Consider the following 24857-nt stretch of genomic DNA (forward strand, 5'->3'; position numbering starts at 1 on the left):
CCGGCACCTTTACGACTCGTTCACGGCTTTAAGGCGAACCTCTCGCTCGCAAACCAGCCCCGTGTAGCGTCCCGCCATGACCCCGCCGCTCTCCCGCGAAACGACCTACAGCATCCGTCACCAGCCAGTGCGGTCGAGCTTCTGCGTCATGCCTCATGATCCGCGGCCGGCGCGTACCACCACTTTCATCTTCGGCCGCTCGGATTCGCGCTATCGCCCCCTGCTCAACCAGGAGGAGCGGGACAGGCTGCACATCTGGGCCATGATCGTGGCCCTGTCGTCATCGGCCGTGGGGACAACCCTGCTCCTCACTTCCCTCCTGCATTGAGCTGAGGCTAGCGCAGCGGCCAGACCAGCATGATGAGCGGCACGCCGACCACCACCACGATGATCGACAAGGGCAGCCCAAGCCGCCAGTAATCCCCGAACCGGTAGCCGCCCGGCCCCATGACTAGGGTGTTGCACTGGTGACCGATGGGGGTGAGGAAGTCGCAGGCCGCGCCGATCGCCACCGCCATCAGGAAGGCATCCGGCCTGAAGCCGAGCTGGCTGGCAAAGCTCGCTGCAATGGGGGCCATCACCAGCACGGTCGCGGCGTTGTTGAGAAACGGCGTCACGGCCATGGCCGCCACCATGATCAGCACGAGAGCACCAGTCGGCGGCAGCATGTTGGCGGCAGACGACAGCCAGCCGGCGATCAGGTCCGTGCCACCCGTGGTGCGGATCGATTCGCTGACCGGGATCAGGGCGCCCAGCATCACGATGATCGGCCATTCGATGGTCTCGTAAGCCTCCCGCAACGTCAGTGAGCCGAACAGCACGAGCAGCACGCCCGCGCCGAAGAACGCAATGGCTACCGGCAGGATGTTGAAGGCGACAAGCACCATTGTGCCGGCCAGGATGGCAGCCGGCACAAGGCTCCGGCGCGCGCTGCCGAGCCGGATCTCGCGCTCCGCGAGCGGCAGGCAGCCGAGATCGCGCAAGGTATCGGGCAGCCGCTTGAGATTGCCCTGGAGCACGATGACGTCGCCGGCCCGCAGATTGATGGTGCGCAGGCGCTCCTTGAACCGCTCGCCGCTGCGGCTCACCGCAATCAGGTTGACGCCGAAGCGCTCGTAGAGGCCGATGCGCTCCGCCGACAGCCCGGTCAGAGCCGAATTCGGCCCGACGATGGCCTCGATAACACCGATCTCGTCCGTGGCCTCGTCCGTCTCCGGCTGGTGATGCTCGCGACTGAGCTTTAAGCCCGCACGGGCGACGGCGCTCTCGAGCGCATCCGATTCGCCTTCCAGCATGAGCACGTCGTTCTCGCGGATGGTCGCATCGGGCAGCGGACTCGAGCTGCGGGTCTCGTTGCGGATGATGGCCGCCACCTTGACCTCGCCGTTCGCGAGCCTGTGGAGATCCGCCACCGTCTGGCCGATCACATCCGATTCAGGGATCACGCGGGCTTCCGTTATGTAGTCCTTGATGTCTAGGGCGGCATCGAGCGAAGCGGCACCTTTGCGGCCCTGCGGCAGCAGGCGGTAGCCGAAGGCCAGGAAGACCACGCCCGCGAGCGCGATGCCAAGGCCCACGGGGGTGAAATCGAACATGCCGAAGGGCTCGCCGAGCAGTTCCTCCCGGACCCGAGACACGATGATGTTGGGCGAGGTGCCGACCAGGGTCACGATGCCGCCGAGGAGCGAACCGAACGCCATCGGCATGAGGAAGCTCGAAGGCGGCGTGTTGGTGCGCCGGGCGATCTGGAACGCCACCGGGATCATCATAGCGAGCGCGCCGATATTCTTCACGAAGGCGGACAGCACCGTCACCACGCCCACCAGCACCACGATCTGGATCTGCGTCGTGCGTAAGTAAGGCCCGACCCGGTTGAGGCCTGCTTCGAGAATGCCGGACTTCGCCACCGCGGCGCTGACCAGGAGCGCGCTTGCCACGATGATGACGATGTCGTCGCTGAAGCCCTCGAAGGCCTTGTCGGCCGGCACGACGCCGACCAGAACGGCCACGAGGAGCGAGAGGACCGCCACGAGATCGTAGCGGAAGCGTCCCCAGACGAAGAGCGCCATCATCCCGGCGACGATGGCGAAGGAAAGCATTTGCTGGTGGGTCATGGGGAGCTTGAAGCGAGAGGAACCGGAGTCCTAACGCTTCACCTCCACAATAGTGCCTTCACCAAGCATCAGGCCCAAAAGTGGAAGCCACTTTTGGGATCAACGCGATGCTCGCTCTATGAACGGCGCAATGCGCTATTGCCCGAGCACGAGCGCCCAGTAGCGGCCGTAGCGATTGTCGGCATCCGCGCGGGCCAGCCCGATCTTGCGGGCCTGGGGCATCAGGAGGTTGCTGTTGTGGCCGGGCGAGGCCTTCCAGCGGCCGATGGCGCTGTCGACGGAATCCTGACCGGCCGAGAGGTTCTCGGCGGAATAGCCGCTGATTCCGTACTCATCCATGCGGCTCACGAAGCTGCCATGACTGAGCTGCCCGGCCGCCGCCACCACCCGCGCCTGGTGCTCCGCCGCCTTGTTGAGGCGGGGATCCACCGTCACCGGGCTCAGGCCTTTCGATACCCGGTAGGCCGAGATGAGGGCGGCCGCCTGGGCCGCATCGTTCGTGGAGCTCGCCAGGACGGCATCCTTGGGCGTCAAAGCCGAATCGCCCGCGCAGCCGGCCAGTCCCAGGGCGATCACGCCGGCGATGAAAAGAGCACGCATCGCATTCCCCTTCGGGCGGCGTTCAGGCGCCGCTCCCCTTGAAAAAAACACCTGTGGCGTTCATGTGCAGGAGGCCATGAACCCGTTTGCCGCTGCATGCCATGATGCAGCGTGAGGGTCCAGATTCCTTGTCCTCCCGCGTCAGCTAACCGCATGCCCTCACAATCCTCCTCCCCTGAAGCCGCCATCGTGGGCGGCGGCCCTGCCGGCTTGATCGCGGCAGAGATCCTGGCGCGCGCCGGCGTTGCCGTCACACTCTACGACCGGATGCCCTCAGCAGGCCGCAAGCTGCTCATGGCGGGCCGGGGCGGGTTGAACCTGACCCATTCGGAGGAATTCGAGCGATTCGTCGCCCGCTATGCCGAGGCTCGGCCGCAGCTCGAGCCCCTGATCGGGGTCTTTCGCCCCGCCGACCTGCGCGCCTGGAGCGAGGGCTTGGGGCAGGAGACCTTCGTGGGCTCGAGCGGGCGCGTGTTCCCCAAGGCGTTCAAGGCCTCGCCGCTGCTGCGCGCCTGGCTGGGCCGGCTGGACGCGCTCGGCGTGCGATTCGCCCTGCGCCACCGCTGGCAGGGCTGGGACGACGCGGGCCACCTGATCTTCACCGATGCCGCCGGCGAGACCGTACGGGCCAAGCCCGAGGCCACGATCCTGGCGCTCGGCGGCGCGAGCTGGCCCCGGCTCGGCTCCGACGGGGGCTGGGTGGAGCCTCTCTCCCGGCGCGGCATCGCGGTTTCGACGCTTCGCCCGACCAATATGGGTTTCCTCTGCCCCTGGTCCGAGATCATGCGCAGCCGCTTCGCCGGCGAGCCCCTGAAGCGGATCGCCCTCACCTTCGCGGGCATAACCGTGAAGGGCGAGGCCATCGTCACGCAGGACGGCATCGAGGGCGGGGCGGTCTATTCCCTGTCGGCCCGCTTACGCGACGCTATCGAACAAGATGGCAGTGCCCTCCTGCACATCGACCTCAGGCCCGATCTCCCCCACGAGACCCTGCTGAGAAAGCTCGACACACCCCGAAAGGGCCAATCTGCCTCCACCTTCCTGCGAAAAGCTGCGGGCCTCAGCCCGGTCGGCATCGCGCTGCTGCGGGAAGCCTCCCCGGCCCTGCCGACCGATCCGGAGGCGCTCGCCCGACTCATCAAGGCCGTGCCCCTCACGCTGACCGGCACGAAGTCCCTGGAGCGCGCCATTTCCACCGCCGGCGGCGTGCCGTTCAGCGAGCTCGACGGGCACCTGATGCTGCGCCGGATGCCCGGCGTGTTCGTGGCCGGCGAGATGCTGGACTGGGAGGCGCCCACCGGCGGCTACCTGCTCCAGGCCACCTTCGCCTCAGGCATCGCCGCCGCCCGTGGCGTGCTGGCGTTTTTAGGGATTCCCGATGCCGCATTGACCTTGGGGCCTTCATCGGCCACACGGCAGACGTGATCGATCCGGTTAAAATCCTCCACGACGTCTTCGGCTTCCCCTCCTTCCGCGAAGGACAGGAGGAGATCGTGCGCGCCGTGCTGGCCGGCGAGGACGTTCTGGCCGTCATGCCCACGGGCGCCGGCAAGTCCCTGTGCTTCCAGCTGCCCACATTGGCCCGGGAAGGACTGACCCTCGTGGTCTCGCCGCTCATCGCGCTCATGCGCGATCAGGTGGCGGCGCTGCGCCATTTCGGCATCGAGGCGGGCAGCCTCAACTCCGCCAACGACCAGGACGAGAACCGCCGCGTGGTCGATGCGGTGCGCGACCGCCGCATGCGCATCCTCTATGCCTCGCCGGAGCGGCTTGCGAACACGAGCACGACGGAATGGCTCGCCCGTTCGGGCGTCAACCTGCTCGCCATCGACGAGGCGCATTGCGTCTCGCAATGGGGCCACGATTTCCGGCCCGAATATGCCATGCTCGGCGAGGTGCGCCAGCGGCTCGGCAACGTGCAGACCATCGCGCTCACCGCCACGGCCGATGTGGCGACGCGCGGCGACATCATGCACCGGTTGTTCGAGGAGGAGCCGCGACTCTTCATCCACGGCTTCGACCGGCCGAACCTGCGGCTTGCCATGCAGTCGAAGGAGAATTCCAAGCGCCAGCTCTTCGGCTTCCTCGACAAGCACCGGCACGAGAGCGGCATCGTCTATTGCTCGTCGCGCGACGCCACGGAGCGGCTCGCCGATTCGTTGAGCCAGGCTGGCTATCGCGCGCTGCCCTACCATGCAGGCATGCACCAGCAGGACCGGGCCAAGAACCAGGACATCTTCCTGCAGGAGGACGGCGTGGTGATGGTGGCGACCGTCGCCTTCGGCATGGGCATCGACAAGCCCGACGTGCGTTTCGTGGCGCACGCGGCCCTGCCGAAATCCATCGAGGCCTATTACCAGGAGATCGGCCGCGCGGGCCGCGACGGCGCGCCCGCCGACACGCTCACCCTCTACGGCCTCGACGACATGCGCCTGCGCCGCCTGCAGATCGAGGAGAGCGATGCGGCCGACGAGCAGAAGCGCGTCGAGCGCCAGCGCCTCAATGCACTGGTGGCCTTATGCGAAGCGCCGCGCTGCCGCCGCCAGACCCTGCTGGCTTATTTCGGCGAGACGACGGAGCCCTGCGGCAATTGCGACCTGTGCATCGACGGCGTCATGTCCTTCGACGGCACCATCGAGGCGCAGAAGATTCTCTCCGCCATCGTGCGCACCGGCGAGCGCTTCGGCACGGAGCATCTCATCAGCATTCTCGTAGGCGACGGCACGGATTCCATCCGCCGCTTCGGCCATGACAAGCTCAAGACCTTCGGCGTCGGCAACGACCGCTCGAAGCAGGAATGGCGCTCGCTCTTGCGGCAGATCTATGCGGCGGGCCTGATCAGCCTGGAGCTTGCGGAATACGGCCGCTGGACCCTGACCGACAGGGGTGTGGCCGTGCTCAAAGGCCAGGAGAAGATCGAGCTGCGCTCCGACGTGCTGATGAAGCCGGCCGAGCGCCGCCGCCGGCGCGGCCGCATGGAAGCGGAATCCGTCGTGCCCTCCGACGATCCGCTGCTTCTCGACCTCAAGGGTCTGCGCACGAAGCTTGCCAAGGAAGAGGGCGTACCGGCCTACGTGATTTTTTCAGACCGCAGCCTCATCGACATGGCGGCCAAGCGCCCGGTGACCGTGCGCGCCTTCGGCGAGATTCACGGCGTCGGCCAGGCCAAGCTCGACCGCTATGCGGATGCGTTTCTTGAAGTGCTGAAAGCGCACGCGGGTTAAACTATTCCCCTCGTCATGGCCGAACTTGTTCCGGCCCCCACATCTTCAAGACCCATCATCACATCCTCTCCCTCATCCTGAGGAGGTCGCGCAGCGACCGTCTCGAAGGAGCTTCCAGAGAACACTGGAAACGCCCTGACCATTCGAGACCGTCACTAAAGTGACCTCCTCAAAGGCTAGCTCATAAAGGGTGAGCGCGAGTTTCCCTCCCCCTTGTGGGGAGGGCCAGGGTGGGGGTGTGAGCGATAGCCTATGAGGCTCTGGCGCCGGCACCCCCACCTCCAGCTCCTCCCCACAAGGGGGAGGAGGGCCTTTCGAGCCAGACTCTCAGGATGAGGGTTGAGTGGTAGAGATGATGAAGGCGTGGATCCCCGGGACAAGCCCGGGGATGATACAGGGGTCAGGCGGCGCCTGTCCCATGACCGGCCGCCACCTCCACCCACCGCCCCTCATGCGCGCTGCGCGCCATCGCATCCACCGTGCGCTCGATGCGGATGCCGTCCTCGAACGTGATCAAATGCGCCGCCTCGCCGTCGATGCGCCGGATCAGCTCGCGGCACTCGATAATCTTGAGGTCGTTGAAGCCCAGCCCGTGGCCCGGCGCCGGGATGAACTTGTCATAGGGCGGATGCTGCGGTCCGGTGAGGATGGTGCGGAAGCCCTGTGTCTCCTTCGGCCCACCGACCGTGTAGAGCTGCACCTCGTTCATGCGCTCCTGGTCGTACACGATGGTGCCCTTGGAGCCGAAAAGCTGCACGGCGATGCGCCCCTTGCGACCCCAGGCGGAACGGTTGAGCGCAATCACTCCTGAAGCGCCGCTCTCCAGCTCGATCAAGGTCGTCGCGATGTCGTAGGTCTCGACCGCGCGGCGTCCGCCGCCTTGCACCGGCCGGTCCGCATAGGGCTTCGCCATGTGACCGCACACGCGTCGCACGCCGCCGAACAGGACGCGGATCAGGCTCAAGGCATGGACGCCGAAATCGTCGAGCGCGCCATGACCCGATGTGGCCTCGCTCTTCCAATAGAAAAGCGCCTCCGGGTCCGCCATGAAGTCCTCGTCCATTTCAAGACGCACGTGGTTCACATCCCCGATCTCGCCCTCGTCGAGGAGGCGTTGGATCAGACGGATGATCGGGTTCTGGATATAATTGTAGCCCAGCGCCGCAACTTTGCCCGACGCATGGGCGGCTGCCAGCATGCGCTCCGCATCGGGAAGCCGCGTCGCCATCGGTTTCTCGCACCACACATGCTTGCCCGCCTCCAGAGCCGCAATCGCCATCTCAGGATGAAAGGCATTGGGCGTGGTGATCGACACCACGTCGACGGCGGGATCGGCGACGAGCGTGCGCCAGTCGCCGGTGGCGCGGGCGAAACCGAGCTCCTGAGCCTTTCTGTCAGCCAGCTCCTGCGAATGCTCGGCCAGCACCGCAAGGCGCGGCCGCGCCACATCTCCGAACACTGCCGCGACGGCGTTCCAGGCCAGCGCGTGACACTTGCCCATGTAGCCTGTGCCGATGAGGCCGATGCCGAGTGAAGTCATGTTGACCTCCGATGTTGAGCTTTGAGCAGCAGTCGAAACAGGAAACTGGCCGCGAGGAAGACCGAACCAAGCCAGAGAAGCACGAGAGGCGTGAGAACCGGAATTGCCGAGAGGCTGATCAGGACATCGATATCCTTTGTCCAAAGCATAGCCCAGGTCAGCACGCCGCCAAGAGGATCACTGCCTTCGCTCGATCCACAATCAACATGGATGAACCAGTCAGAGGTCAGGTAACAGCCATCCTGCTGCGGCGCTGTCTCATGATACGGCAGATGGACCGTGAACAGGAAGGTTGCCCTTAAGGCGAAGAGCCACCATGCGAACGCGAGTATCTCAGCAATGCGAAGAAGCACGCTCCTGATCATGCATTCTTCCCGCTCATGCTTTCATGACCAGAGCAAGAGCGACACACTAAACCATCCCGCCGAGCTCCGCCGACACCGCCTGCAATTCCTTGCCGCCGGCCATGAGGTTCTGCAGCTCGTCGATCTGGATGTCCGACTTCGCGTAAGTGCCGAGCGTCTTACCGCGGTTGAGCACGGTGAAGCGGTCGCCCACCGCATAGGCGTGGCGCACGTTGTGGGTGATGAAAATGACACCCAGTCCTTTCTGGCGCACCTGATGGATGTATTTCAGCACCATGGAGGTCTGCGCCACGCCGAGCGCCGAGGTGGGCTCGTCGAGGATCAGCACCTTGGCGCCGAAATAGACCGCGCGGGCAATGGCCACGCATTGCCGCTCGCCGCCCGACAGGGTTCCCACCGCCTGATGCGGATCGCGCACGTCGATGCCGATCTTGTGCATCTCCTCGCGGGTGACCTCGTCGCAATGATCGAAGTCGACACGGCGGAACGGCCAGACGCCCTTCACCGGCTCGCGTCCCATGAAGAAGTTGCGGGTGACCGACATGAGCGGGATCATCGCCAGATCCTGGTACACCGTCGCAATGCCTGCATCGAGCGCATCGCGCGGGCTGGCGAAGGACACCGGTTTGCCCTCGACCAGGAAGTCGCCGGAGGTCGGCTTGTGAACGCCGGCGAGCGTCTTGATCAGCGTCGACTTGCCGGCGCCGTTGTCGCCCAGCAGGCACATGACCTCGCCGCGACGGACACTGAGCGATACGCCCGAGAGCGCGATCACCGAGCCGAAATGCTTGACGAGGTCGCGGATCTCGATGAGCGTACGATTATCGTCCATCAGCGCTCTCCCGTCACCTTACGGCGGATGAAGTTGTTGAACAGCACCGCGAGCAGCAGCATGGCGCCGAGGAAAACCTGGAACCAGTCGGAATCGAACCGCGTGTAGGTGAGGCCGATGGACACCATGCCGAAGATGATGGCGCCGAAGAATGCCCCGATGGCCGAGCCGTAGCCGCCGGTGAGCAGGCAGCCGCCGATCACCGCCGCGATGATGGCCTCGAACTCCTTCTGGAACCCGCGCCGCGCATCGGTCGAGCCGGCATCGAGCACCGTGAGAACGGCGACCAGCGCGGCCGCAAAGGCGGTGAGCATGAAGAGCGCGGTCTTCACCCGGTCAACCGGCACGCCGGAATTGCGCGCCGCATTGGGATCGCCGCCGGCCGCGAAAATCCAGTTGCCGGCGCGGGTGCGCAAAAGAATCCAGGTGGCGAGAAGCGCGAAACCGACGAACCACACGATGGAGACCGGAACACCCGTCACGGTCGGCGTGCCGTTGGGAAACTTGCCGATGAGATCGTTGGCGGCGAGCCACGCGAAGACGCCCTCGAAGGCAACGCCGGAGAACAGCTCCCGAATGAGGCCCTCACCGGCCTGATCGCCGATGCCGCGCATCTGGGTTGATCCGCCGGTGGCCCATTTGAGGCCCACCAGCGAGAGTCCGCGCAGGATGAACAGGAAGGCCAGCGTCACGATGAAGGAGGGCAGCCGGCTGCGGATGACGATCTGACCGTTGAGGCCCCCGAGCAGGGCCGCGACCGCAAAGGTGGCGACGATCGCCAGCAGCAGGGGCCAGCTGTTGAGGGTGAGAAACGCGCCGAAGATGAGCCCGGTGAAGGCGACCATCGAGCCGATGGAGAGATCGAACTCGCCGCCAATCATCAAGAGCGCCGCTGCAATGGCGAGGATGCCGAGCTGGGCGGCCGGCGAGAGGATGTTCATGATTCCGGCGAGCGTGAACATGGACGCATCCGCCGTGGAGGCGAAGAAGATCGCGACCAGGATGAGGCCTGCCAGCGCCCCGAGCTCGGGACGCCGCATGATCTTGGTGACGAGGGAGACATCCCTCAGGCGCTCGTCCTGGATCTGCTTGACCGTCGGAGGCGGGCTGAGATCCGTGGTCGGCTGAGTGGTGTTCACCATGGGCGCCTCCCCGAAACAATACATAACATGAAAAGCCCGCGGTCACACGGATCGCGGGCTTTGAGTGGTGTTTAGCGGATGCCCTTGGCGGACAGGTCCACCACCTGGGCGGCCTTCTCCTTGGTGATCAGGTTCGGGCCGGAGGCCACGTCGCCGCCCGGCATCAGGCCGTACTTGGCGTAGTTCGCCAGGAACACCACCGGCAGATAGCCCTGGAGGTATTGCTGCTGGTCGATGGCGAAAACCGCCTCACCGGCGGCCACCGACTTGAGGAAGCCCGCCGACATGTCGAAGGTGGCAACCCGGATGGCACCGGTCTTGCCGGCTTCCTTCACGGCTGCAACCGATGGCTCGCCGGCCGTGCCGGCGCCGAGCGCCAGGATCGTGTCGACGGACGCGTCAGCCGCAACCGCCGCCTTCACCTTGGCGCGGATATCCGCCGGATCGTTGGTGACGGGGAGCACGGTCACCTTGCCGCCGAAGCCCTCCGTGAAGCCCTTGCAGCGCAGATCAAGCGAGACGTTGCCGACCTCCTGGTTCACGCACAGGCCGACCTTGCCGCCCATCTCCTTCAGCTTGGCACCCGCGATGCGTCCGGCCACGACCTCGTCCTGCCCCACATGGAGCAGCGCGCCGAGCTTCTTCGACACGTCGGAGCCCGAGTTCATGGAGATCACCGGAATGCCGGCGGCCACGGCCTTCTGGATCGACGGCCCAAGCGCGGAAGCATCCGGAATCGACACGATCAGCCCGGCGGGCTTCTGGTTCACGGCAGCATCGATGAGCTGGCTCATGGCGACCATGTCGAAGGTCTCGGGCGCCCGGTAATCGACCTGGACCTTCATGTCCTGACCGGCGGCCGCCACGCCGTTCTTGACCACGGACCAGAATGGGTCGTTGGCCTGTCCATGGCTGACGACGATGATGCGGGAATTCTGCTGCGCGGCAGCCGGCGCAACGGCCGCGAGGGTCAGGGCAGCGGCAGCGGCAAGACTGGTAACGAGTGATTTCATCTGTTTTCTCCCAACTGGTATCTCATGCGCTCGATCTGCCAGAGATTTGGCTCAGTTGAACGCCGCGGCTTCCAGGGCCGCTGGTATGAGTGGTCAGAGAAACACCAGATGATTCGAGAGCGAATCGTCCTTTTCCTGGCGTTCCCTCTACCAATTCGGTCATTCCATTAAACGGAACGCCGGAACCTTTTTGTTTATATATTGGAATTTTTATTCCATTTTTGTAGGATTGGTGTCAAGGCCCGATCTGGAGCAGAAGGTCGGGCCATGAGGGTGGGCAGGCGCATGGACGAGGCAGAGGTCACCACAGAGGCTCCGGACGATTTCGACGGACTTCGGACCCTTCTGCTCAGCCGCCACGATGCCATGCCCAAGCGGCTGAAGCAGCTCGCAGCCTTTGCCCTGGAACACCCCGAGGACGTGGCTTTCGGAACGGTGGCGGGCATTGCCGAGCATGCGGGCGTGCAGCCCTCGACTCTGGTGCGCTTTGCCAAGAGCCTGGGCTATGACGGCTTCTCCCACCTGCAGCAGATTTTTCGCGACCGCCTGCGGGAGCGCTTTCCGGATTATCGCGAACGCTTGAAAGGCTTGCGCGACGCCGAGGGGCATCACGTTCATGCAGCCTCCCTGCTCGATGGCTTTTCCCATGCGGCCGCCGTTTCGCTGGATCGGATGCGCGGCTCCGTGCGCCCGGAGGAGCTGGCCCGCGCCATCGAGACGCTGGCCAAGGCCGATACGATCTATCTCCTGGGCGCACGCCGGGTGTTTCCGGTCATCGCCTATTGCGCCTATGCGTTCGGGAAGCTGGGGGTGCGGGCGATCCTCATCGACCATGTGGGCCAGCTCGGCCCCGAGCAGCTGGCGACCGCCGCCGGACGGGACGCGGTGCTGGCCATCAGCTTCACACCCTATGCGCCCGTCACGGCGGATCTCGCGGCCGCCGCCGCACTGCGCAACATTCCGGTCGTGGCGATCACCGACTCGGCCTTCAGCCCGCTGGTGACGAGCGCCGATGTGTGGCTGGAAGTGGCGGAGGCCGATTTCGGCGCCTTCCGGTCACTGTCGGCGTCGTTCGCGCTGGCGATGGCCTTGGCGGTCGGCACGGCGGAGAAGCGGGCGGAGGGCTGACAGAGCCGTCATCCCGGGCGGCAAAGCCAATCCGGGATGACGCGTGTTGCTTACAGCCGCACCGGCCTTCCACTCTGCGCCGACTCGGTTGCCGCGTCGGCCAGCCGCTGGGCCATGAGGCCGTCGTGTCCGGTCGGGTTGCACGGCTTGCCGTCGCGGATGGCGTTCAGAAACGTGGTGAGCTCGTCGCGATAGGCGTCCGCATAGCGCTCCAGGAAGAAGTCCTGCACCGGATCGGCGGTGACGCCTGCAGCATTGGCCACCTCCACCGTCGTGCGATGGATGTTGCCGGCGCGGATCATGCCCTTCGAGCCATGGACCTCGATGCGCTGGTCGTAGCCGTAAGTGGCGCGGCGGGAATTGGAGATCTGCACGATCCGGCCCTTGGCGGTCTTGAGCATCACGGCCGCCGTGTCCACGTCGCCGGCCTGGCCGATGGCCGGGTCCACCAGGGAGGAGCCGACCGCGTGCACCTCCACCGGTTCGTCGCCCAGCAGCAGGAAGCGGGCCATGTCGAGGTCGTGAATCATCATGTCCCGGAACAGGCCGCCCGAGGTGGCGATGTAGCTCACCGGCGGCGGGCCGGGATCGCGGGAGAGGATCGTGACGAGTTCCACCTCGCCCACCTCGCCATCGGCAAGGCGGCGGCGAAGGCTCGCGAAGTTCGGGTCGAAGCGGCGGTTGAAGCCGATCATGAGCGGCGTGCCGGCTTTTTCGACCGTGGCGAGGCAGGCCTCGATGCGGGCGCTCGACAGATCTACCGGCTTCTCGCAGAACACCGCCTTGCCGGCGCGCGCCCCACGCTCGATCAGGTCGGCGTGCGTCGTGGTCGGCGTGCAGACGAGAATCGCGTCCACATCGGAGCGCTCGACGATCTCGTCCAGGGACGCGACCTCGGCGCCAGTCGCCGCCGCCAGTTCCTGCGCCGCCGGGGCGTGCGGATCGGCGACCGCCACGAGGCGGGCATCGGGATGGCTGGCGGCATTGCGCCCGTGAATGCGGCCGATTCGACCGGCTCCCAGAACGGCGATCCTGATCATGTTTCCCCTCAGATCCTTTGCCGGCTACGGCAATATTTAGAATTGATATTCCAACATAAGTTGCTAATAGAATAAACGTTCTACAGCCGCAAGGGCCGACCGGCCCTCGCCCGGTGCTTCAAGCCCGAGAGCGGGAGGAATAGCATGAAGCCAGCCCTCGATGTCATCACCATCGGCCGCTCCTCGGTCGATCTCTACGGCCAGCAGGTGGGCGGACGGCTTGAGGACATGGCTTCCTTCTCCAAGGCTGTCGGCGGCTGCCCGGCCAACATCGCCATCGGCACGGCACGGCTGGGGCTGAAATCGGGCCTCGTCACCCGCGTCGGCGACGAAGCCATGGGGCGCTTCATCCGCGAGCAGATGCAGCGCGAGGGCGTCTCCACGCAAGGCATCGTCACCGACAAGCAGCGCCTGACGGCCCTCGTGATCCTCGGCGTACGCGACGAGGATTCCTTCCCGCTGATCTTCTATCGCGACAACTGCGCCGACATGGCGCTGACCGAGGACGATATCGACGAGCGCTTCATCGCCTCCGCAGCGGCCATCGTCGTCACCGGCACGCATTTTTCGCGGGAAACAACCGCAGCGGCGCAAAAGAAGGCGATCCGCATTGCGAAGGCCAATGGCCGCAAGGTCGTGTTCGACGTGGATTACCGCCCCAACCTCTGGGGCCTTCTCGGGCATGGCGCCGGCGAGTCGCGCTATGTGCGCTCGGATGCTGTGACGGAGCACCTGAAACCCATTCTGGCCGATTGCGATCTCATCGTTGGCACCGAGGAAGAACTGCACATCGCCGGCGGTTCGGAAGATACGCTCGCGGCCATTCGCTCCATCCGGGCGATCTCGAATGCCACTATCGTGTGCAAGCGCGGCCCCATGGGCTGCGTGGTGTTTCCCGATGCGATTCCGGATTCGCTCGATGATGGTGTGAAGGGGCCTGGCTTTCCGGTCGAGGTTTACAACGTGCTGGGCGCGGGCGATGCCTTCCTCTCCGGCTTCCTGCGCGGATGGTTGCGCGACGAACCGCTCGAGACCTGCTGCGCCTATGCCAATGCGAGCGGTGCCTTCGCGGTCTCGCGCCTGCTCTGCTCGCCGGAGATCCCGACCTTCCCGGAGCTGCAGCATTTCCTCAAAACAGGCAGCCGCCACAAAGCGCTGCGCTTCGACGAGGATATCAATCACATCCACTGGGCGACGACGCGCAGACCGCAAAGCGACACGCTTATGGCGCTCGCCATCGATCACCGCATGCAGCTGGAAGCGATGGCCAAGGAGGTCGGCGCGCCGGTGGAGCGCATTCCCGACTTCAAGGTTCTCGCCGTCCAGGCCGCCGCGAAAGTCGCGGATGGCCGTCCTGGCTTCGGCATGCTGATCGACGGCACCTATGGCCGTGAAGCCCTGTTCCGCGCCGCCGATCATCCGTTCTGGATTGGCCGCCCAGTGGAGTTACCGGGTTCGCGCCCGCTCGATTTCGAAGGCGGCGGCTCGCTTGGCGCGAGGCTCGTGGAATGGCCGGTCGGGCACACCATCAAATGCCTGTGCTTCTACCATCCCGACGATCCGCAGGAGCTGCGGGAGCGCCAGGAGCGTGATCTGCTGCGCCTTCATGACGCTGCTCGCCGAATCGGACGCGAATTGCTGGTCGAGATCATCGCCGGCAAGAACGGAGCGCTCAAGTCTGACACCGTCGCGGGTATCCTGCAGCGCCTCTACGATCTCGGAATCAAGCCGGACTGGTGGAAACTCGAGCCGCAGCGCGATGAAGCGGCATGGCATGCCATCGGCAAGGTGATCTCGGCTAATGATCCCCTTTGCCGCGGCATCGTTCTGCTCGGCCTCGAAGCGCCGGAGAACGAGCTGGAGGCGGCCTTCGCGGCTGCTGCCAGCGAGCCGCAAGTGAAGGGCTTTGCGGTGGGCCGCACGATCTTCAATGATGCTGCGCGGCGCTGGCTGAAGGGCGAAATGACCGACGAGGCCGCCGTCATCGACATGGCCTCCCGCTTTCAGCGCCTTGTCGATGCCTGGCAACGGGTGTCCGGCCGCGCAAAGGCCGCGTGAGTTCGATGGCGCAATCCCATGACATCTGCGCCCCTGTTATCCTGAAGACCAACTTGAGAAGGCTGCGCCCCTCCGCCAAGGTCGGCGCCATTCGAGAGGAATACGCATGAGCACGATCCGCCTGACCATGGCGCAAGCCATCGCCCGCTTCTTGACGGGCCAGAAGACAGAGATCGACGGGCAGGTGATGCCGCTCTTCGGCGGCGTCTGGGCGATCTTCGGCCACGGCAACGTAGCCGGCATGGGTGAGGCGCTGCACGGCGTTCGCGATACGCTTCCCACCTTCCGCGCGCACAATGAACAGGGCATGGCTCACGCAGCCATCGCCTTCGCCAAAGCCTCGCGCCGACGCCGCATGATGGCCTGCACTACCTCCATTGGGCCAGGCGCCACCAATATGGTGACGGCCGCTGCTGTCGCCCACGTGAATCGCCTGCCGGTGCTGCTTCTCCCCGGCGACGTCTTCGCCAACCGCAAGCCCGATCCGGTGCTACAGCAGATCGAGAGCTTTTCCGACGGCACGATCTCGGCCAACGATTGCTTCAAGCCGGTCTCGCGCTACTTCGATCGCATCGCGCGCCCTGAACAGATCATCCCGGCCCTCCAGCGCGCCATGGCCGTTCTCACGGACCCGGCCGATTGCGGTCCGGTGACGCTCGCACTCTGCCAGGATACGCAGGCCGAGGCCTACGATTATCCGGAAAGCTTTTTCGCGGAAAAAATCTGGACACTACGCCGCATCCGCCCCGACGAGGCGGAGCTCGCCCAGGCTGTTGATCTCATCCGCAACGCCAAGAAGCCCTTTATCGTGACCGGCGGCGGCGTGCTCTATTCGGGTGCGGAACGAGCACTGGCGGCTTTCGTCGAGAGACACGGCCTCTCCGTCGGTGAAACGCAGGCCGGAAAGTCGAGCCTGCCCCATGACCATCAGGCCAATCTCGGAGCGGTCGGCGTTACCGGCACGGGTGCGGCCAATGCGCTCGCAGAGGACGCTGATGTGGTTATCGCGGTCGGCACCCGGCTGCAGGATTTCACCACCGGCTCCTGGGCCCTGTTCAAGAACCAGAACCGTCGCATCATCGGCCTCAACGTGCAGGCTTTCGACGCGACCAAGCATAATGCACTGCCGCTCGTCGCCGACGCCCGGGTGGGCCTCGAAGAACTGAGCCGCGCGCTCGGCAGCTGGAAAGCGCCGGAGTCCTGGACTGGGAAAGCGCGGGAGGATAAGACGCGCTGGTTCGACACCGCAGCACGCTTCACGGATCCGACCAATGCGGAGCTGCCCTCTGACGCGCAGGTGATCGGCGCGGTGCAGCGCAATTCGCAGCCGACGGACGTGGTGGTCTGCGCTGCCGGCGGCCTGCCGGGCGAGTTGCACAAGCTCTGGAAGGCAAGCACTGCGTTGGGCTACCACCTGGAATACGGTTATTCCTGCATGGGCTATGAAATCGCTGGCGGGCTCGGCGTGAAGATGGCCGATCCCTCCCGCGAAGTGATCGTGATGGTGGGGGACGGCTCCTACCTCATGATGAATTCGGAGCTCGCCACCTCGGTGATGCTGGGCCAGAAGCTCACTGTGGTGCTACTCGACAATCGCGGCTATGGCTGCATCAACCGCCTGCAGCGTGCGACTGGCGGCGAGAGCTTCAACAATCTGCTGCAGCACACGAACCACGTGACGCTGCCCGACATCGACTTCGCCGCGCATGCCGCGAGTCTCGGCGCTCTGGCCGTGAAGGTGAAGGGCATCGGCGAGCTGGAGGACGCGCTGAAGAAGGCGCGGGGCGCCGAGCGCAGCACCGTGATCGTCATCGACACCGACCCGCTCGCCTCCACGGATGAAGGCGGCCACTGGTGGGATGTGGCGGTGCCGGAGGTGTCCGTGCGCGATCAGGTGAAGGCCGCCCGCAAGGACTATGAAACAGCCCTCGCCGCGCAGCGGGTGGGCGATTGATCGCGAGCATGATCCGGCTAAGTGGAAACCGGTTCGCCGAAAAGATTATGCGGCATTAATGGCAACAGAAGGACAAGAACATGACGATCCGCATCGGGGCCAATCCCATCGGCTGGTCCAACGACGACATGCTGGAGCTCGGCGGCGAGACGCCGCTGGAGGTCTGCCTTGCTGAGGCCAAGGAAGCCGGTTTCGAGGGCATGGAGCTTGGCAACAAGTTTCCGCGCGAGCCAGAGGCCTTGAAGAAGGCACTCGCCCCCTTCGATATGGCCTGCGTGTCCGGCTGGTATTCCGCCGAACTCTTGAAGCGCGATGCCGATGCGGAGATGAAGGCGCTGCGCCCGCATCTCGACCTCCTGAAGGCCATGGGCTCGAACGTACTCGTCTTCGCCGAAACCTCGAACGCCATTCATGGCGACCGCTCCAAGCCCCTGTCGCAGCGTCCTGTTATGAAGGATGGTGACTGGGCCGAGTTCGGCCGCCGCATCACGCAAGTGGCCGAGCGCACGCTGCAGGAAGGCGTGCGCGTGGTCTATCATCATCACATGGGCACCATCGTGGAATCGGAAGCCGACATCGACGCCTTCATGCGCTCGACCGGCGAGGCGGTTCACCTGCTGCTCGACACAGGCCATGCCACCTGGGGTGGCGCCGATCCGGCAGTGCTCGCCCGCCGCTACCGCAGCCGCATCAGCCATGTGCACACCAAGGATGTGCGGAAAAGCGTGATGGAGAAGTCGAGGGCGGAGGGCTGGAGCTTCCTCGATTCCGTCATCGAAGGCGTCTATACGGTGCCTGGCGACGGCATGGTGGATTTCGTTTCCGTGTTTAAGGAACTGCCGGGCTATAGCGGCTGGGTGGTAATCGAGGCGGAACAGGATCCGAAGAAAGCGCATCCGCTGACCTATGCCAAGATGGGCTATGCCAATCTCACCCGGTACCTCAGGGAAGCCGGCCTTCGATAAGGATGACATGCGATGTCGAAGCTTCTCGTCAAACCGTCGGCACCCGATGCTAACGGGCGCGTTCACACGATCACGCCGGAATCTGCCGGTTGGACCTATGTGGGATTCGAGGTCTACCAGCTGAAACGTGGTCAGAGCCTGAAGCAAGCGACGGGGGATCGGGAAGCCTGCATCGTGATGCTATCCGGCAAGGCTCATGTGAGCGCAGCCGGACAGAATTTCGGCACGATCGGCGGGCGCTCCTCGCCGTTCGAGGCGGATCCGTGGTCGCTCTACGCACCTGCCCAATCGGAGTGGTCGCTGCAGGCGGAGACGGATTGCGAGATTGCCATCTGCACTGCGCCTGCCGAAGGCAGGCTACCGGCCCGCGTGATCGGCCCCGATCAGGTCGGCCAGGAGACACGCGGTAAGGGCACCAACACACGCCATGTGCGCAACATCCTGCCGGAAACGGAAGCAGCAGAGAGCCTGCTCGTGGTCGAGGTCATCACGCCCTCAGGCCACTGGTCGAGCTATCCGCCCCACAAGCACGACCGAGACATGCTGCCGCAGGAGTCATTGCTGGAGGAGACTTACTATCACCGCCTCAACCCGCCCTCGGGCTTTGCCCTGCAGCGAGTCTATACGGACGACCGCTCCCTCGATGAGACCTTGGCGGCTGCGAACGGCGATGTGGTGCTGGTGCCGAAAGGCTATCACCCGGTCGGCGCGCCGCATGGCTACGAGCTCTACTATCTCAACGTGATGGCCGGCCCGAAGCGGGTCTGGAAGTTCCACAACGACCCGGATCACGAGTGGATGCTGAAGCAGGCCTGAGACCGTCTGTCGCTTGATCTGCCTGAGCCTTTCGGGCATGAGGCGAACATCGTTTCCCTAAAGAGGCCTCATGACCTGGTCCGATCTCGCCTCGCGCGCCCTCAAGACCGCAATCGCTCTCGTGAGCGCGATCGTGATGGACTATGCATTCCTGAACGGGCGCATGACGCGCCAGGCCGTGGCAGGAATCGAGCGTATGGCTGCCGACGCGCCGGTCCTCGTCGATAGGCTCGTCACCAGCGCGCTCAACATCAAGTGGGATCGCTAAAAATCTAGCGGCCACCCACCACTTCCAAAGCCATTCCAGCCATCATCGGCACGGCCTCGCCCATGAGGCGGGCGCGCTCCGGGTTGGAGGCATTGCCGTCAAGAGAGCGCTTGTAGACGCCCTGGAGAATCGCGGCGAGGCGGAAGAAGCTGAAGGCGAGATAGAAGGGCCAGTGGCCGACCACTTCGAACCCGGTTCGACGGCAGTAGCGCTCCACATATTCGGCTTCCGTGGGAATACCGTGGGCCTTCCTGTCGATGCCGCCGAGACCCCTGAAGACGCCCTCCGAGGGCAGCCGCCATTGCATGCATTGATAGGCGAGATCGGCCAGAGGGTGGCCGAGGGTGGACAACTCCCAATCCAGCACCGCCAGGATGCGCGTTCCCGCAGGCTCGAAGATCATGTTGTCGAGGCGGTAATCGCCATGGACGAGGCTGACCCGCCCGTCGTCCTCTGGCGTGTTACCGTCCAGCCATGCGATGAGCTCGTCCATGGCCGGGACCGGATGGGTTTCCGACGCGCGGTACTGGCCTGTCCAGCGCCCAATCTGGCGCTCGAAATAGCTGCCCGGCTTGCCGTAATCGGCGAGGCCGACGGCTGCGGGATCGACACTATGCAGGGCAGCGAGCGCGCCGTTCATGGAATCGTAGATCGCCGTGCGCTCCTCTGGCTTCAAGTCCGGCAGCTTGCCGTCCCAGAAGATGCGTCCCTCCACATAGTCCATGACGTAGAACATGGAGCCGATGACCGCCTCATCCTCGCACAGGTGCAGGACGCGCGGCACCGGCACGTCGGTTTGGGCAAGGGCTGCCATGATGCGGTACTCGCGGTCAACCGCATGGGCCGATTTCAGCAGCGCTCCGGGCGGCTTGCGTCGTAGGACGAAACGGCCTTCCGTTGACGTGATCAGGAATGTTGGATTTGATTGGCCGCCGGCAAATTTCTCGGCGCTGACCAGCTGGCCGAAGCGCGGAACTTGCACTGCGAGATAGGGGCCGAGGTGCTCCGTGTCGAGATGGGCTGCTGCTTGCGCTGTCATGAGTCTTCAACCGAGCACGGCTAGGGTGATCCACTCGGCCGCGAGGGCTGGCTTCTCCGCGCCCTCGATCTCGATGGTCACGTGGTAGCGCAGCATGGCCTGCGTGGCCGAGCGCATGGAGACGTCGGACAGGGTGAAGCGTCCCCTCACCCGTGCCCCCACCGGCACGGGTGAGAGAAAGCGCACACGCTCTAGGCCGTAGTTGATCCCCATGGTCCGGTCCCTGATCGTCGGCAAGGCCTCCTGCCCCATGGCGGAGAGAAGCGACAGGGTGAGAAAGCCGTGCGCGATGGTGCCGCCGAAAGGGGTCTCCGCAAGAGCGCGCTCAGGATCGACATGGATAAACTGAAGGTCTTCTGTCACAGCCGCGAAACGATCGATCCTATCCTGATCGATCACCTTCCAAGACGAGACCCCAACTTCCTGGCCAACCCGGTTTTTCAGGTCGTCGATAGGGACGGAGATAGGCGCATGCACGTTCATAGCGCCGCCTCCCCGAAGATCTTGTGCCCGGTCTCCACGCTAATGCCGCCATCGAGGGGAATGATGGCTCCCGTCGTATAGGCTCCGCCGCGACCGCAGAGGAACAGCAGCGCCCCCGCGATATCGTCCGGCCGGCCGATACGGCCGAAGGGCACACTGGCGGCAACCAGCGCGCGCTTCTGCTCGTCACCCGTGACGAAGGCCGTCATGCGACTCTGGAAAGGTCCCGGTGCGAAGGCGTTCACCGTGATGCGGCGCAGGGCGAACTCTTTTGCGAGGATTCGCGTGAGGTGATGCACGGCGGCCTTGGACGCGGCATAGGAGTAAGCGTTGTCGCCGATGGGTGCGGCGCCCATCACTGACCCGAGATTGACGATGCGGGCTGGATCGTCGTCGCTGGCCGCCGCCTCAAGCAAGGGCAGCAGTTGCTGGGTCAGCGTGAAGAGCCCCGCGACATTGACAGAGAACACACTCTCCCAGGCCTTATGCGGGAATTGCTCTAGCGACTCGCCCCAGGTCTTGCCCGCATTGTTGACGAGGATGTGGAGGTGCGGCGTGCGGGCCTTCACCTCGGAAGCCAGAATCATCACGCCGTCTTGCGTCCCCACGTTGCCGGCGAAACCTTCCGCCGTGCCGCCAGAATCGAGGGCATTGAGTTCCCGAGCCACAGCCTCGCACGCCTCGCCCTTTCGCGAGGCAATCAGCACCCGCGCCCCGGCCCGTACGAGAGCCTCGGCGATCATGCGGCCGATCCCTGTAGCGCCCCCGGTCACGAGTGCCGTCTTGCCCGCGACCGAGAACAATGAGCTGAGATATTCCTGTGCCATCGGCCGCTCACGCGGCCGTGGGAAGGACATAGTCCTTCAGGATCTTGCGCAGCTCCAGCTTGGAGATCTTGCCGGTCGCCGTGAGCGGAATGGTCTCGACGAAGAGCACGTCGTCGGGCACCTGCCAAGTCGCCACCCTGGTGGCGAGATAGGCGAGGATGTCTTCCTTGGCGGGCTTCGCATCGGGTTTCGGAACGACGACGAGGAGAGGGCGTTCGCCCCAGCGCGGATGCGGCATGGCGAGCACAGCGCAGTTGACAACACCCGGCGCACCCAAGGCGGCGTTCTCCAGATCGATGGAGGAGATCCACTCGCCGCCAGATTTCACTAGGTCCTTGGTGCGATCCACAATCTGCAGGAAGCCGTCAGGCGTGATCTTGGCGACGTCGCCGGTTCTGAACCAACCCTCCGGATCGAGGGCCTGCGCGGTTGCGGTCTCGTTATTGTAGTAGCCTGAGGCAATCGAAGGCCCGCGCACGCAGAGCTCGCCGAAGGCCACGCCGTCCTTCGGCAGTTCCTTGCCGTTCTCGTCCACGATCTTCATGTCGACCATGAACAGGCGTCGCCCCTGGCGAACTTTCAGGGCGATTTTTTCATCGAAGGGCAGATCTTCCATCTCGGGGCTGAGCATGCCGAAAGTGCCGATGGGGCTCATCTCGGTCATGCCCCAACCGTGGCAGACGCTGATGCCGTAATCGCGCTCGAAGGCTTCGATCATCGGCTGCGGGGCCGCCGAGCCACCGATGATCACATAATCGAGTCCTTCGGGCTTGCGGCCTCTCTGCTTCATCTCATGGAGAAGCCCGAGCCATACGGTCGGCACACCCCAGCTGCTGTCGACCTTCTCGGCCTCCATGAGGTTGAACAGGCTTGCCCCATCGAGCTTTGCCCCCGGGAAGATCAGGGAGGTGCCCGAGAGAGGCGCCGAATAGGGAAGCGCCCAGGCATTGACGTGGAAGAGCGGGACGACCGGGAGGATCTTCTTGCCCATGCCGAAATAGCGCGAGGCGCCGATCACCGACGTCATGGCATGGATCACCTGCGAGCGATGCGAATAGAGCACGCCCTTGGGCTCTCCTGTGGTGCCGGAGGTGTAGCTCAGCGCCGCGGCGGTGTTCTCGTCGAGATCGGGCCAAGTGATGGTGTCAGGCTGTCCGGTGAGCAGATCCTCATAGCACTGAAGGCCGTCGAGCCCCTCCTGCGCCGGCATGGTCTCGCGGCCGGTCATCGCCACGAAGGTGATGTTCTGGGGCAGCTTCGGCCGCAGGGCGGCGACAAGCGGCGCGAAGGTGAGGTCGAAGAAAAGCGCCGTGTCCTGCGCGTGATTGACGATGTAGACGAGCTGCTCGGGGAAAAGGCGCGGATTGATGGTGTGGCACACGGCGCCGATGCCTGAAATGGCATAATACAGCTCGAAATGCCGGTAGCCGTTCCAGGCAAGAGTCGCGACGCGGTCGCCCGGTTTGACGCCAAGCGCCCGCAGACCATGGGCCAGCTGAGCGACGCGCTTATGAATATTCTTGTAGGTGGTGCGGTGGATTCCGCCTTCGGTCGCGACCGAGACGATCTCGGTCTTGGCGTGCACCTCCGCGGCCAGATCAATGATTGCCGGGATCGACAGCTGCCGATCCATCATCATTCCCTTCAGCATGGTTTCTTCCCTCCGATTATTACTTATTGTCAGGAATTTATCGGCCGCTTGCGACTTGTCCAGCCTCCCGCAGGGGCGGCATCGAGGCTTGGTCCAGGACCGCAATGGTGGCGAGCGCCACCGCCGTCTGCTTCTCGCGTCCATCTTTTTGAGTGAACACGTCCGCCGCCACGATGATCATGCGGCTGCCGGGCTTGACCACCCGTTAGCGGCAGATGAGTCGGTCGCCATCGGCCGGCGAGAACAGGTTGAGCTTATATTCTGCTGTGAGGACGCCCAGGCCATGCCTGAGAACTGTCGCGGCGGCGATGGTCGTGCCGTTATCGATCAAGAAGGCTGTAACGCCGCCGTGAAACAGGCCATGTTGCTGAAGCAGATCATCGCGACGGTCGACGGAGATCGTCGCGGAGCCGGGCGCCAACTCGTCGATCTGCGCGCCGACAAGATGCATGAAGCCCTGGAGAGCCACTCGCTCCCGGATGCCGGCAGCGCGGCTTTCGAATGGGATTGCATCCATGCGCATCGCCTGCCTCTCCGCGAAAGAAACAGGACCGGCTCTAAAGCCGGCCCTGTTCATCAAGAGCCTTACTGACCGAGGCTTGCCGCTTCGACGGTCTCGACCTTGCCGCCCTTGACCACGCCCACGACGATGTTGGCATTGGTGCCGCCGCGATCATCGACGCTGGTGATGCGCGCTGGGTTCCGCTCCGGCGGCAGCTTGCCGTAGGCTTCGCTCAGCTTGGCATGGATCGCCTTAGGGTCGGAGACGCTGCCAGCAAGCTTCATAGCCTCGGCCACGGCATTAAGGGTCGAATAGTGGTAAGAGGCTTCCGTGCCCGGGTTGCGGTCATACAGCTTCTTGAACTTCGCGATGAAGTTTTCCGTGCCGGGGCGCTTGTCGTAGATCAGCGGCAGAACGCCGACAGAGCCTTCGAGCATGTCCATACCGCCCGTGACGGCCGCCATTTCATCGAGCTTGGCCTGATCCATCACGACGAAGCCGCCCTTGAAGCCGAGTTCACGCGCCTGCTTAGCAACGAGAGCCGTCGGCTCGGAAGCACCGCCGATGAACAGGACGTCGGGGCTCGCCGCCAGCACACGACTCACGCCGCTGTAGAAGTCCGTGTCCTTGTTGTAGGACATCGGGTTCTCGGCCACGATCTGGCCCCCGGCCTTCGTCCAGGCGGGTCCGAAAAGCTGGGCCCAGGCCTTGGCGTAGTCATGATCTCCGCCTGCCATGGCGAGCTTCTTGCCGAAGGTCTTCATCTCCACGCTGATGAAAGGCTGAACGTAGCCCGCGAAGGACGGCGGTATGCGCAGGGTGAGCTTGTTGCCGCGCTCCGTCATGGTCGGCACGCTGGTATAGGCGCCGAGAATGAAGTTGTCCTGCTCGTTGAAGGCCTGGATTGCGAAGGCGCCGCCGGAATGGGGCGTGAAAACCATCGGGGTGTTGTTCTGTGCCTTCAGGCGCTTGGCGTTTACGGCCGCCTCGCTGGGTGAGTACTTGTCGTCAAGCGCCACGATGTTGAACTTGTACTTCTTGCCGCCGACATCGAAGCCGCCGGCATCGTTGATCTCCTTCGCGGCCATCTCGAGGCCAACCAGGGTATTCTTGCCGTAGAGTGCGGCGCCGCCGCTGAGCGGGCCGGTATAGCCGATATTCACCGTCTCCTGAGCCGATGCAACGGACGCGAAACCTGCCGCAAGCGTCACTGCGCCTGCGGTGTGAACCAGGTGTTTCCAAAGAGCCATTTCTTTCCTCTCCTATTGTTCTTTCTTCAGGGTGCAGGAGTTCGAC

The 24857-nt window shown here is 64.4% G+C and carries 22 protein-coding genes and 1 pseudogene; 9 read left to right on the forward strand and 14 right to left on the reverse strand.

Translation table 11 applies throughout. From position 1 onward, the window contains the following. Positions 1 to 76 precede the first annotated feature (76 nt). Positions 77 to 328 carry a hypothetical protein gene (locus tag I2H36_RS09650; RefSeq protein WP_196263687.1) on the forward strand — a complete coding sequence of 84 codons (252 nt, stop codon included), beginning with the start codon at positions 77 to 79 and terminating at the stop codon, positions 326 to 328. Between the two features lie 7 nt (positions 329 to 335). Here the strand turns inward: I2H36_RS09650 and I2H36_RS09655 are convergent, their stop codons facing one another. Further along, entirely contained in the window at positions 336 to 2114 is a 1779-nt protein-coding gene (locus tag I2H36_RS09655) for an SLC13 family permease (RefSeq protein WP_196263688.1), read from the reverse strand. A 135-nt stretch (positions 2115 to 2249) separates the two neighbouring features. Next, positions 2250 to 2714: a CAP domain-containing protein gene (locus I2H36_RS09660; RefSeq protein ID WP_196263689.1), complete on the reverse strand. Its 465-nt coding sequence runs from the start codon at positions 2712 to 2714 to the stop codon at positions 2250 to 2252. 153 nt (positions 2715 to 2867) lie between these two features. Between I2H36_RS09660 and I2H36_RS09665 the strand changes: the two genes are divergently transcribed. Together I2H36_RS09665 and recQ are read left to right on the forward strand one after the other, a co-directional pair. Continuing rightward, complete coding sequence (locus I2H36_RS09665; RefSeq protein ID WP_196263690.1) at positions 2868 to 4139, forward strand: BaiN/RdsA family NAD(P)/FAD-dependent oxidoreductase; 1272 nt, start codon at positions 2868 to 2870, stop codon at positions 4137 to 4139. Next, entirely contained in the window at positions 4136 to 5938 is a 1803-nt protein-coding gene (gene recQ, locus I2H36_RS09670) for a DNA helicase RecQ (RefSeq protein WP_196263691.1), read from the forward strand. Before I2H36_RS09665 ends, recQ begins: the two co-directional genes overlap by 4 nt. Positions 5939 to 6338: 400 nt before the next feature. On the opposite strand, the gene I2H36_RS09675 is transcribed toward recQ, so the two are convergent. The 5 genes from I2H36_RS09675 to I2H36_RS09695 all read right to left on the reverse strand — a co-directional run bounded on the left by I2H36_RS09675 (position 6339) and on the right by I2H36_RS09695 (position 10830). Further along, the gene (locus I2H36_RS09675; protein WP_196263692.1) at positions 6339 to 7478 is read right to left on the reverse strand and encodes a Gfo/Idh/MocA family protein; all 1140 of its coding nucleotides are present in this window, start codon (positions 7476 to 7478) and stop codon (positions 6339 to 6341) included. Further along, positions 7475 to 7843 (reverse strand): hypothetical protein, encoded by a 369-nt coding sequence (locus tag I2H36_RS09680; protein ID WP_196263693.1) that lies wholly within the window; start codon positions 7841 to 7843, stop codon positions 7475 to 7477. Before I2H36_RS09680 ends, I2H36_RS09675 begins: the two co-directional genes overlap by 4 nt. A 46-nt stretch (positions 7844 to 7889) precedes the next feature. Then, positions 7890 to 8675: an ATP-binding cassette domain-containing protein gene (locus I2H36_RS09685; protein WP_196263694.1), complete on the reverse strand. Its 786-nt coding sequence runs from the start codon at positions 8673 to 8675 to the stop codon at positions 7890 to 7892. Further along, on the reverse strand, positions 8675 to 9817 hold the full coding sequence (locus I2H36_RS09690; protein ID WP_246718739.1) for an ABC transporter permease: 1143 nt from the start codon (positions 9815 to 9817) through the stop codon (positions 8675 to 8677). Before I2H36_RS09690 ends, I2H36_RS09685 begins: the two co-directional genes overlap by 1 nt. Before the next feature lie 71 nt (positions 9818 to 9888). Next, the gene (locus tag I2H36_RS09695; RefSeq protein ID WP_196263695.1) at positions 9889 to 10830 is read right to left on the reverse strand and encodes a sugar ABC transporter substrate-binding protein; all 942 of its coding nucleotides are present in this window, start codon (positions 10828 to 10830) and stop codon (positions 9889 to 9891) included. Between the two features lie 285 nt (positions 10831 to 11115). Between I2H36_RS09695 and I2H36_RS09700 the strand changes: the two genes are divergently transcribed. Continuing rightward, positions 11116 to 11958, forward strand: coding sequence for a MurR/RpiR family transcriptional regulator (locus I2H36_RS09700; RefSeq protein WP_196263955.1), 843 nt, complete (start codon positions 11116 to 11118; stop codon positions 11956 to 11958). Positions 11959 to 12008: 50 nt separating this feature from the next. Here the strand turns inward: I2H36_RS09700 and iolG are convergent, their stop codons facing one another. Then, positions 12009 to 12998: an inositol 2-dehydrogenase gene (gene iolG, locus I2H36_RS09705; RefSeq protein ID WP_196263696.1), complete on the reverse strand. Its 990-nt coding sequence runs from the start codon at positions 12996 to 12998 to the stop codon at positions 12009 to 12011. A gap of 144 nt (positions 12999 to 13142) precedes the next feature. Between iolG and I2H36_RS09710 the strand changes: the two genes are divergently transcribed. From I2H36_RS09710 to I2H36_RS09730, 5 genes are all read left to right on the forward strand, one after another. Further along, on the forward strand, positions 13143 to 15056 hold the full coding sequence (locus I2H36_RS09710; RefSeq protein WP_196263697.1) for a bifunctional 5-dehydro-2-deoxygluconokinase/5-dehydro-2-deoxyphosphogluconate aldolase: 1914 nt from the start codon (positions 13143 to 13145) through the stop codon (positions 15054 to 15056). A 100-nt stretch (positions 15057 to 15156) separates the two neighbouring features. Further along, positions 15157 to 17010: a 3D-(3,5/4)-trihydroxycyclohexane-1,2-dione acylhydrolase (decyclizing) gene (gene iolD / locus I2H36_RS09715; protein ID WP_196263956.1), complete on the forward strand. Its 1854-nt coding sequence runs from the start codon at positions 15157 to 15159 to the stop codon at positions 17008 to 17010. An 80-nt stretch (positions 17011 to 17090) separates the two neighbouring features. Then, complete coding sequence (iolE, locus tag I2H36_RS09720) at positions 17091 to 17975, forward strand: myo-inosose-2 dehydratase (RefSeq protein WP_196263698.1); 885 nt, start codon at positions 17091 to 17093, stop codon at positions 17973 to 17975. 12 nt (positions 17976 to 17987) lie between these two features. Further along, positions 17988 to 18791 carry a 5-deoxy-glucuronate isomerase gene (gene iolB, locus I2H36_RS09725; RefSeq protein WP_196263699.1) on the forward strand — a complete coding sequence of 268 codons (804 nt, stop codon included), beginning with the start codon at positions 17988 to 17990 and terminating at the stop codon, positions 18789 to 18791. Positions 18792 to 18861: 70 nt separating this feature from the next. Further along, positions 18862 to 19059: a hypothetical protein gene (locus tag I2H36_RS09730; RefSeq protein WP_196263700.1), complete on the forward strand. Its 198-nt coding sequence runs from the start codon at positions 18862 to 18864 to the stop codon at positions 19057 to 19059. Positions 19060 to 19063: 4 nt separating this feature from the next. Here I2H36_RS09730 and I2H36_RS09735 read toward each other — a convergent pair whose 3' ends face one another. The 6 genes and pseudogenes from I2H36_RS09735 to I2H36_RS09760 all read right to left on the reverse strand — a co-directional run bounded on the left by I2H36_RS09735 (position 19064) and on the right by I2H36_RS09760 (position 24811). After that, positions 19064 to 20098, reverse strand: coding sequence for a phosphotransferase family protein (locus I2H36_RS09735; RefSeq protein ID WP_196263701.1), 1035 nt, complete (start codon positions 20096 to 20098; stop codon positions 19064 to 19066). Between the two features lie 6 nt (positions 20099 to 20104). Further along, complete coding sequence (locus I2H36_RS09740; RefSeq protein ID WP_196263702.1) at positions 20105 to 20581, reverse strand: MaoC family dehydratase; 477 nt, start codon at positions 20579 to 20581, stop codon at positions 20105 to 20107. Next, on the reverse strand, positions 20578 to 21408 hold the full coding sequence (locus tag I2H36_RS09745; RefSeq protein WP_196263703.1) for an SDR family NAD(P)-dependent oxidoreductase: 831 nt from the start codon (positions 21406 to 21408) through the stop codon (positions 20578 to 20580). Before I2H36_RS09745 ends, I2H36_RS09740 begins: the two co-directional genes overlap by 4 nt. Positions 21409 to 21415: 7 nt before the next feature. Next, positions 21416 to 23059: a long-chain-fatty-acid--CoA ligase gene (locus tag I2H36_RS09750; protein WP_246718740.1), complete on the reverse strand. Its 1644-nt coding sequence runs from the start codon at positions 23057 to 23059 to the stop codon at positions 21416 to 21418. 37 nt (positions 23060 to 23096) lie between these two features. After that, positions 23097 to 23582, reverse strand: a pseudogene (locus I2H36_RS09755) (PaaI family thioesterase). Positions 23583 to 23644: 62 nt separating this feature from the next. Beyond that, positions 23645 to 24811, reverse strand: coding sequence for an ABC transporter substrate-binding protein (locus I2H36_RS09760; protein ID WP_196263704.1), 1167 nt, complete (start codon positions 24809 to 24811; stop codon positions 23645 to 23647). Positions 24812 to 24857 lie beyond the last annotated feature (46 nt).

Origin of the sequence: Microvirga terrestris (genome assembly GCF_015694425.1) — a bacterium.
Taxonomy (GTDB): domain Bacteria; phylum Pseudomonadota; class Alphaproteobacteria; order Rhizobiales; family Beijerinckiaceae; genus Microvirga; species Microvirga terrestris.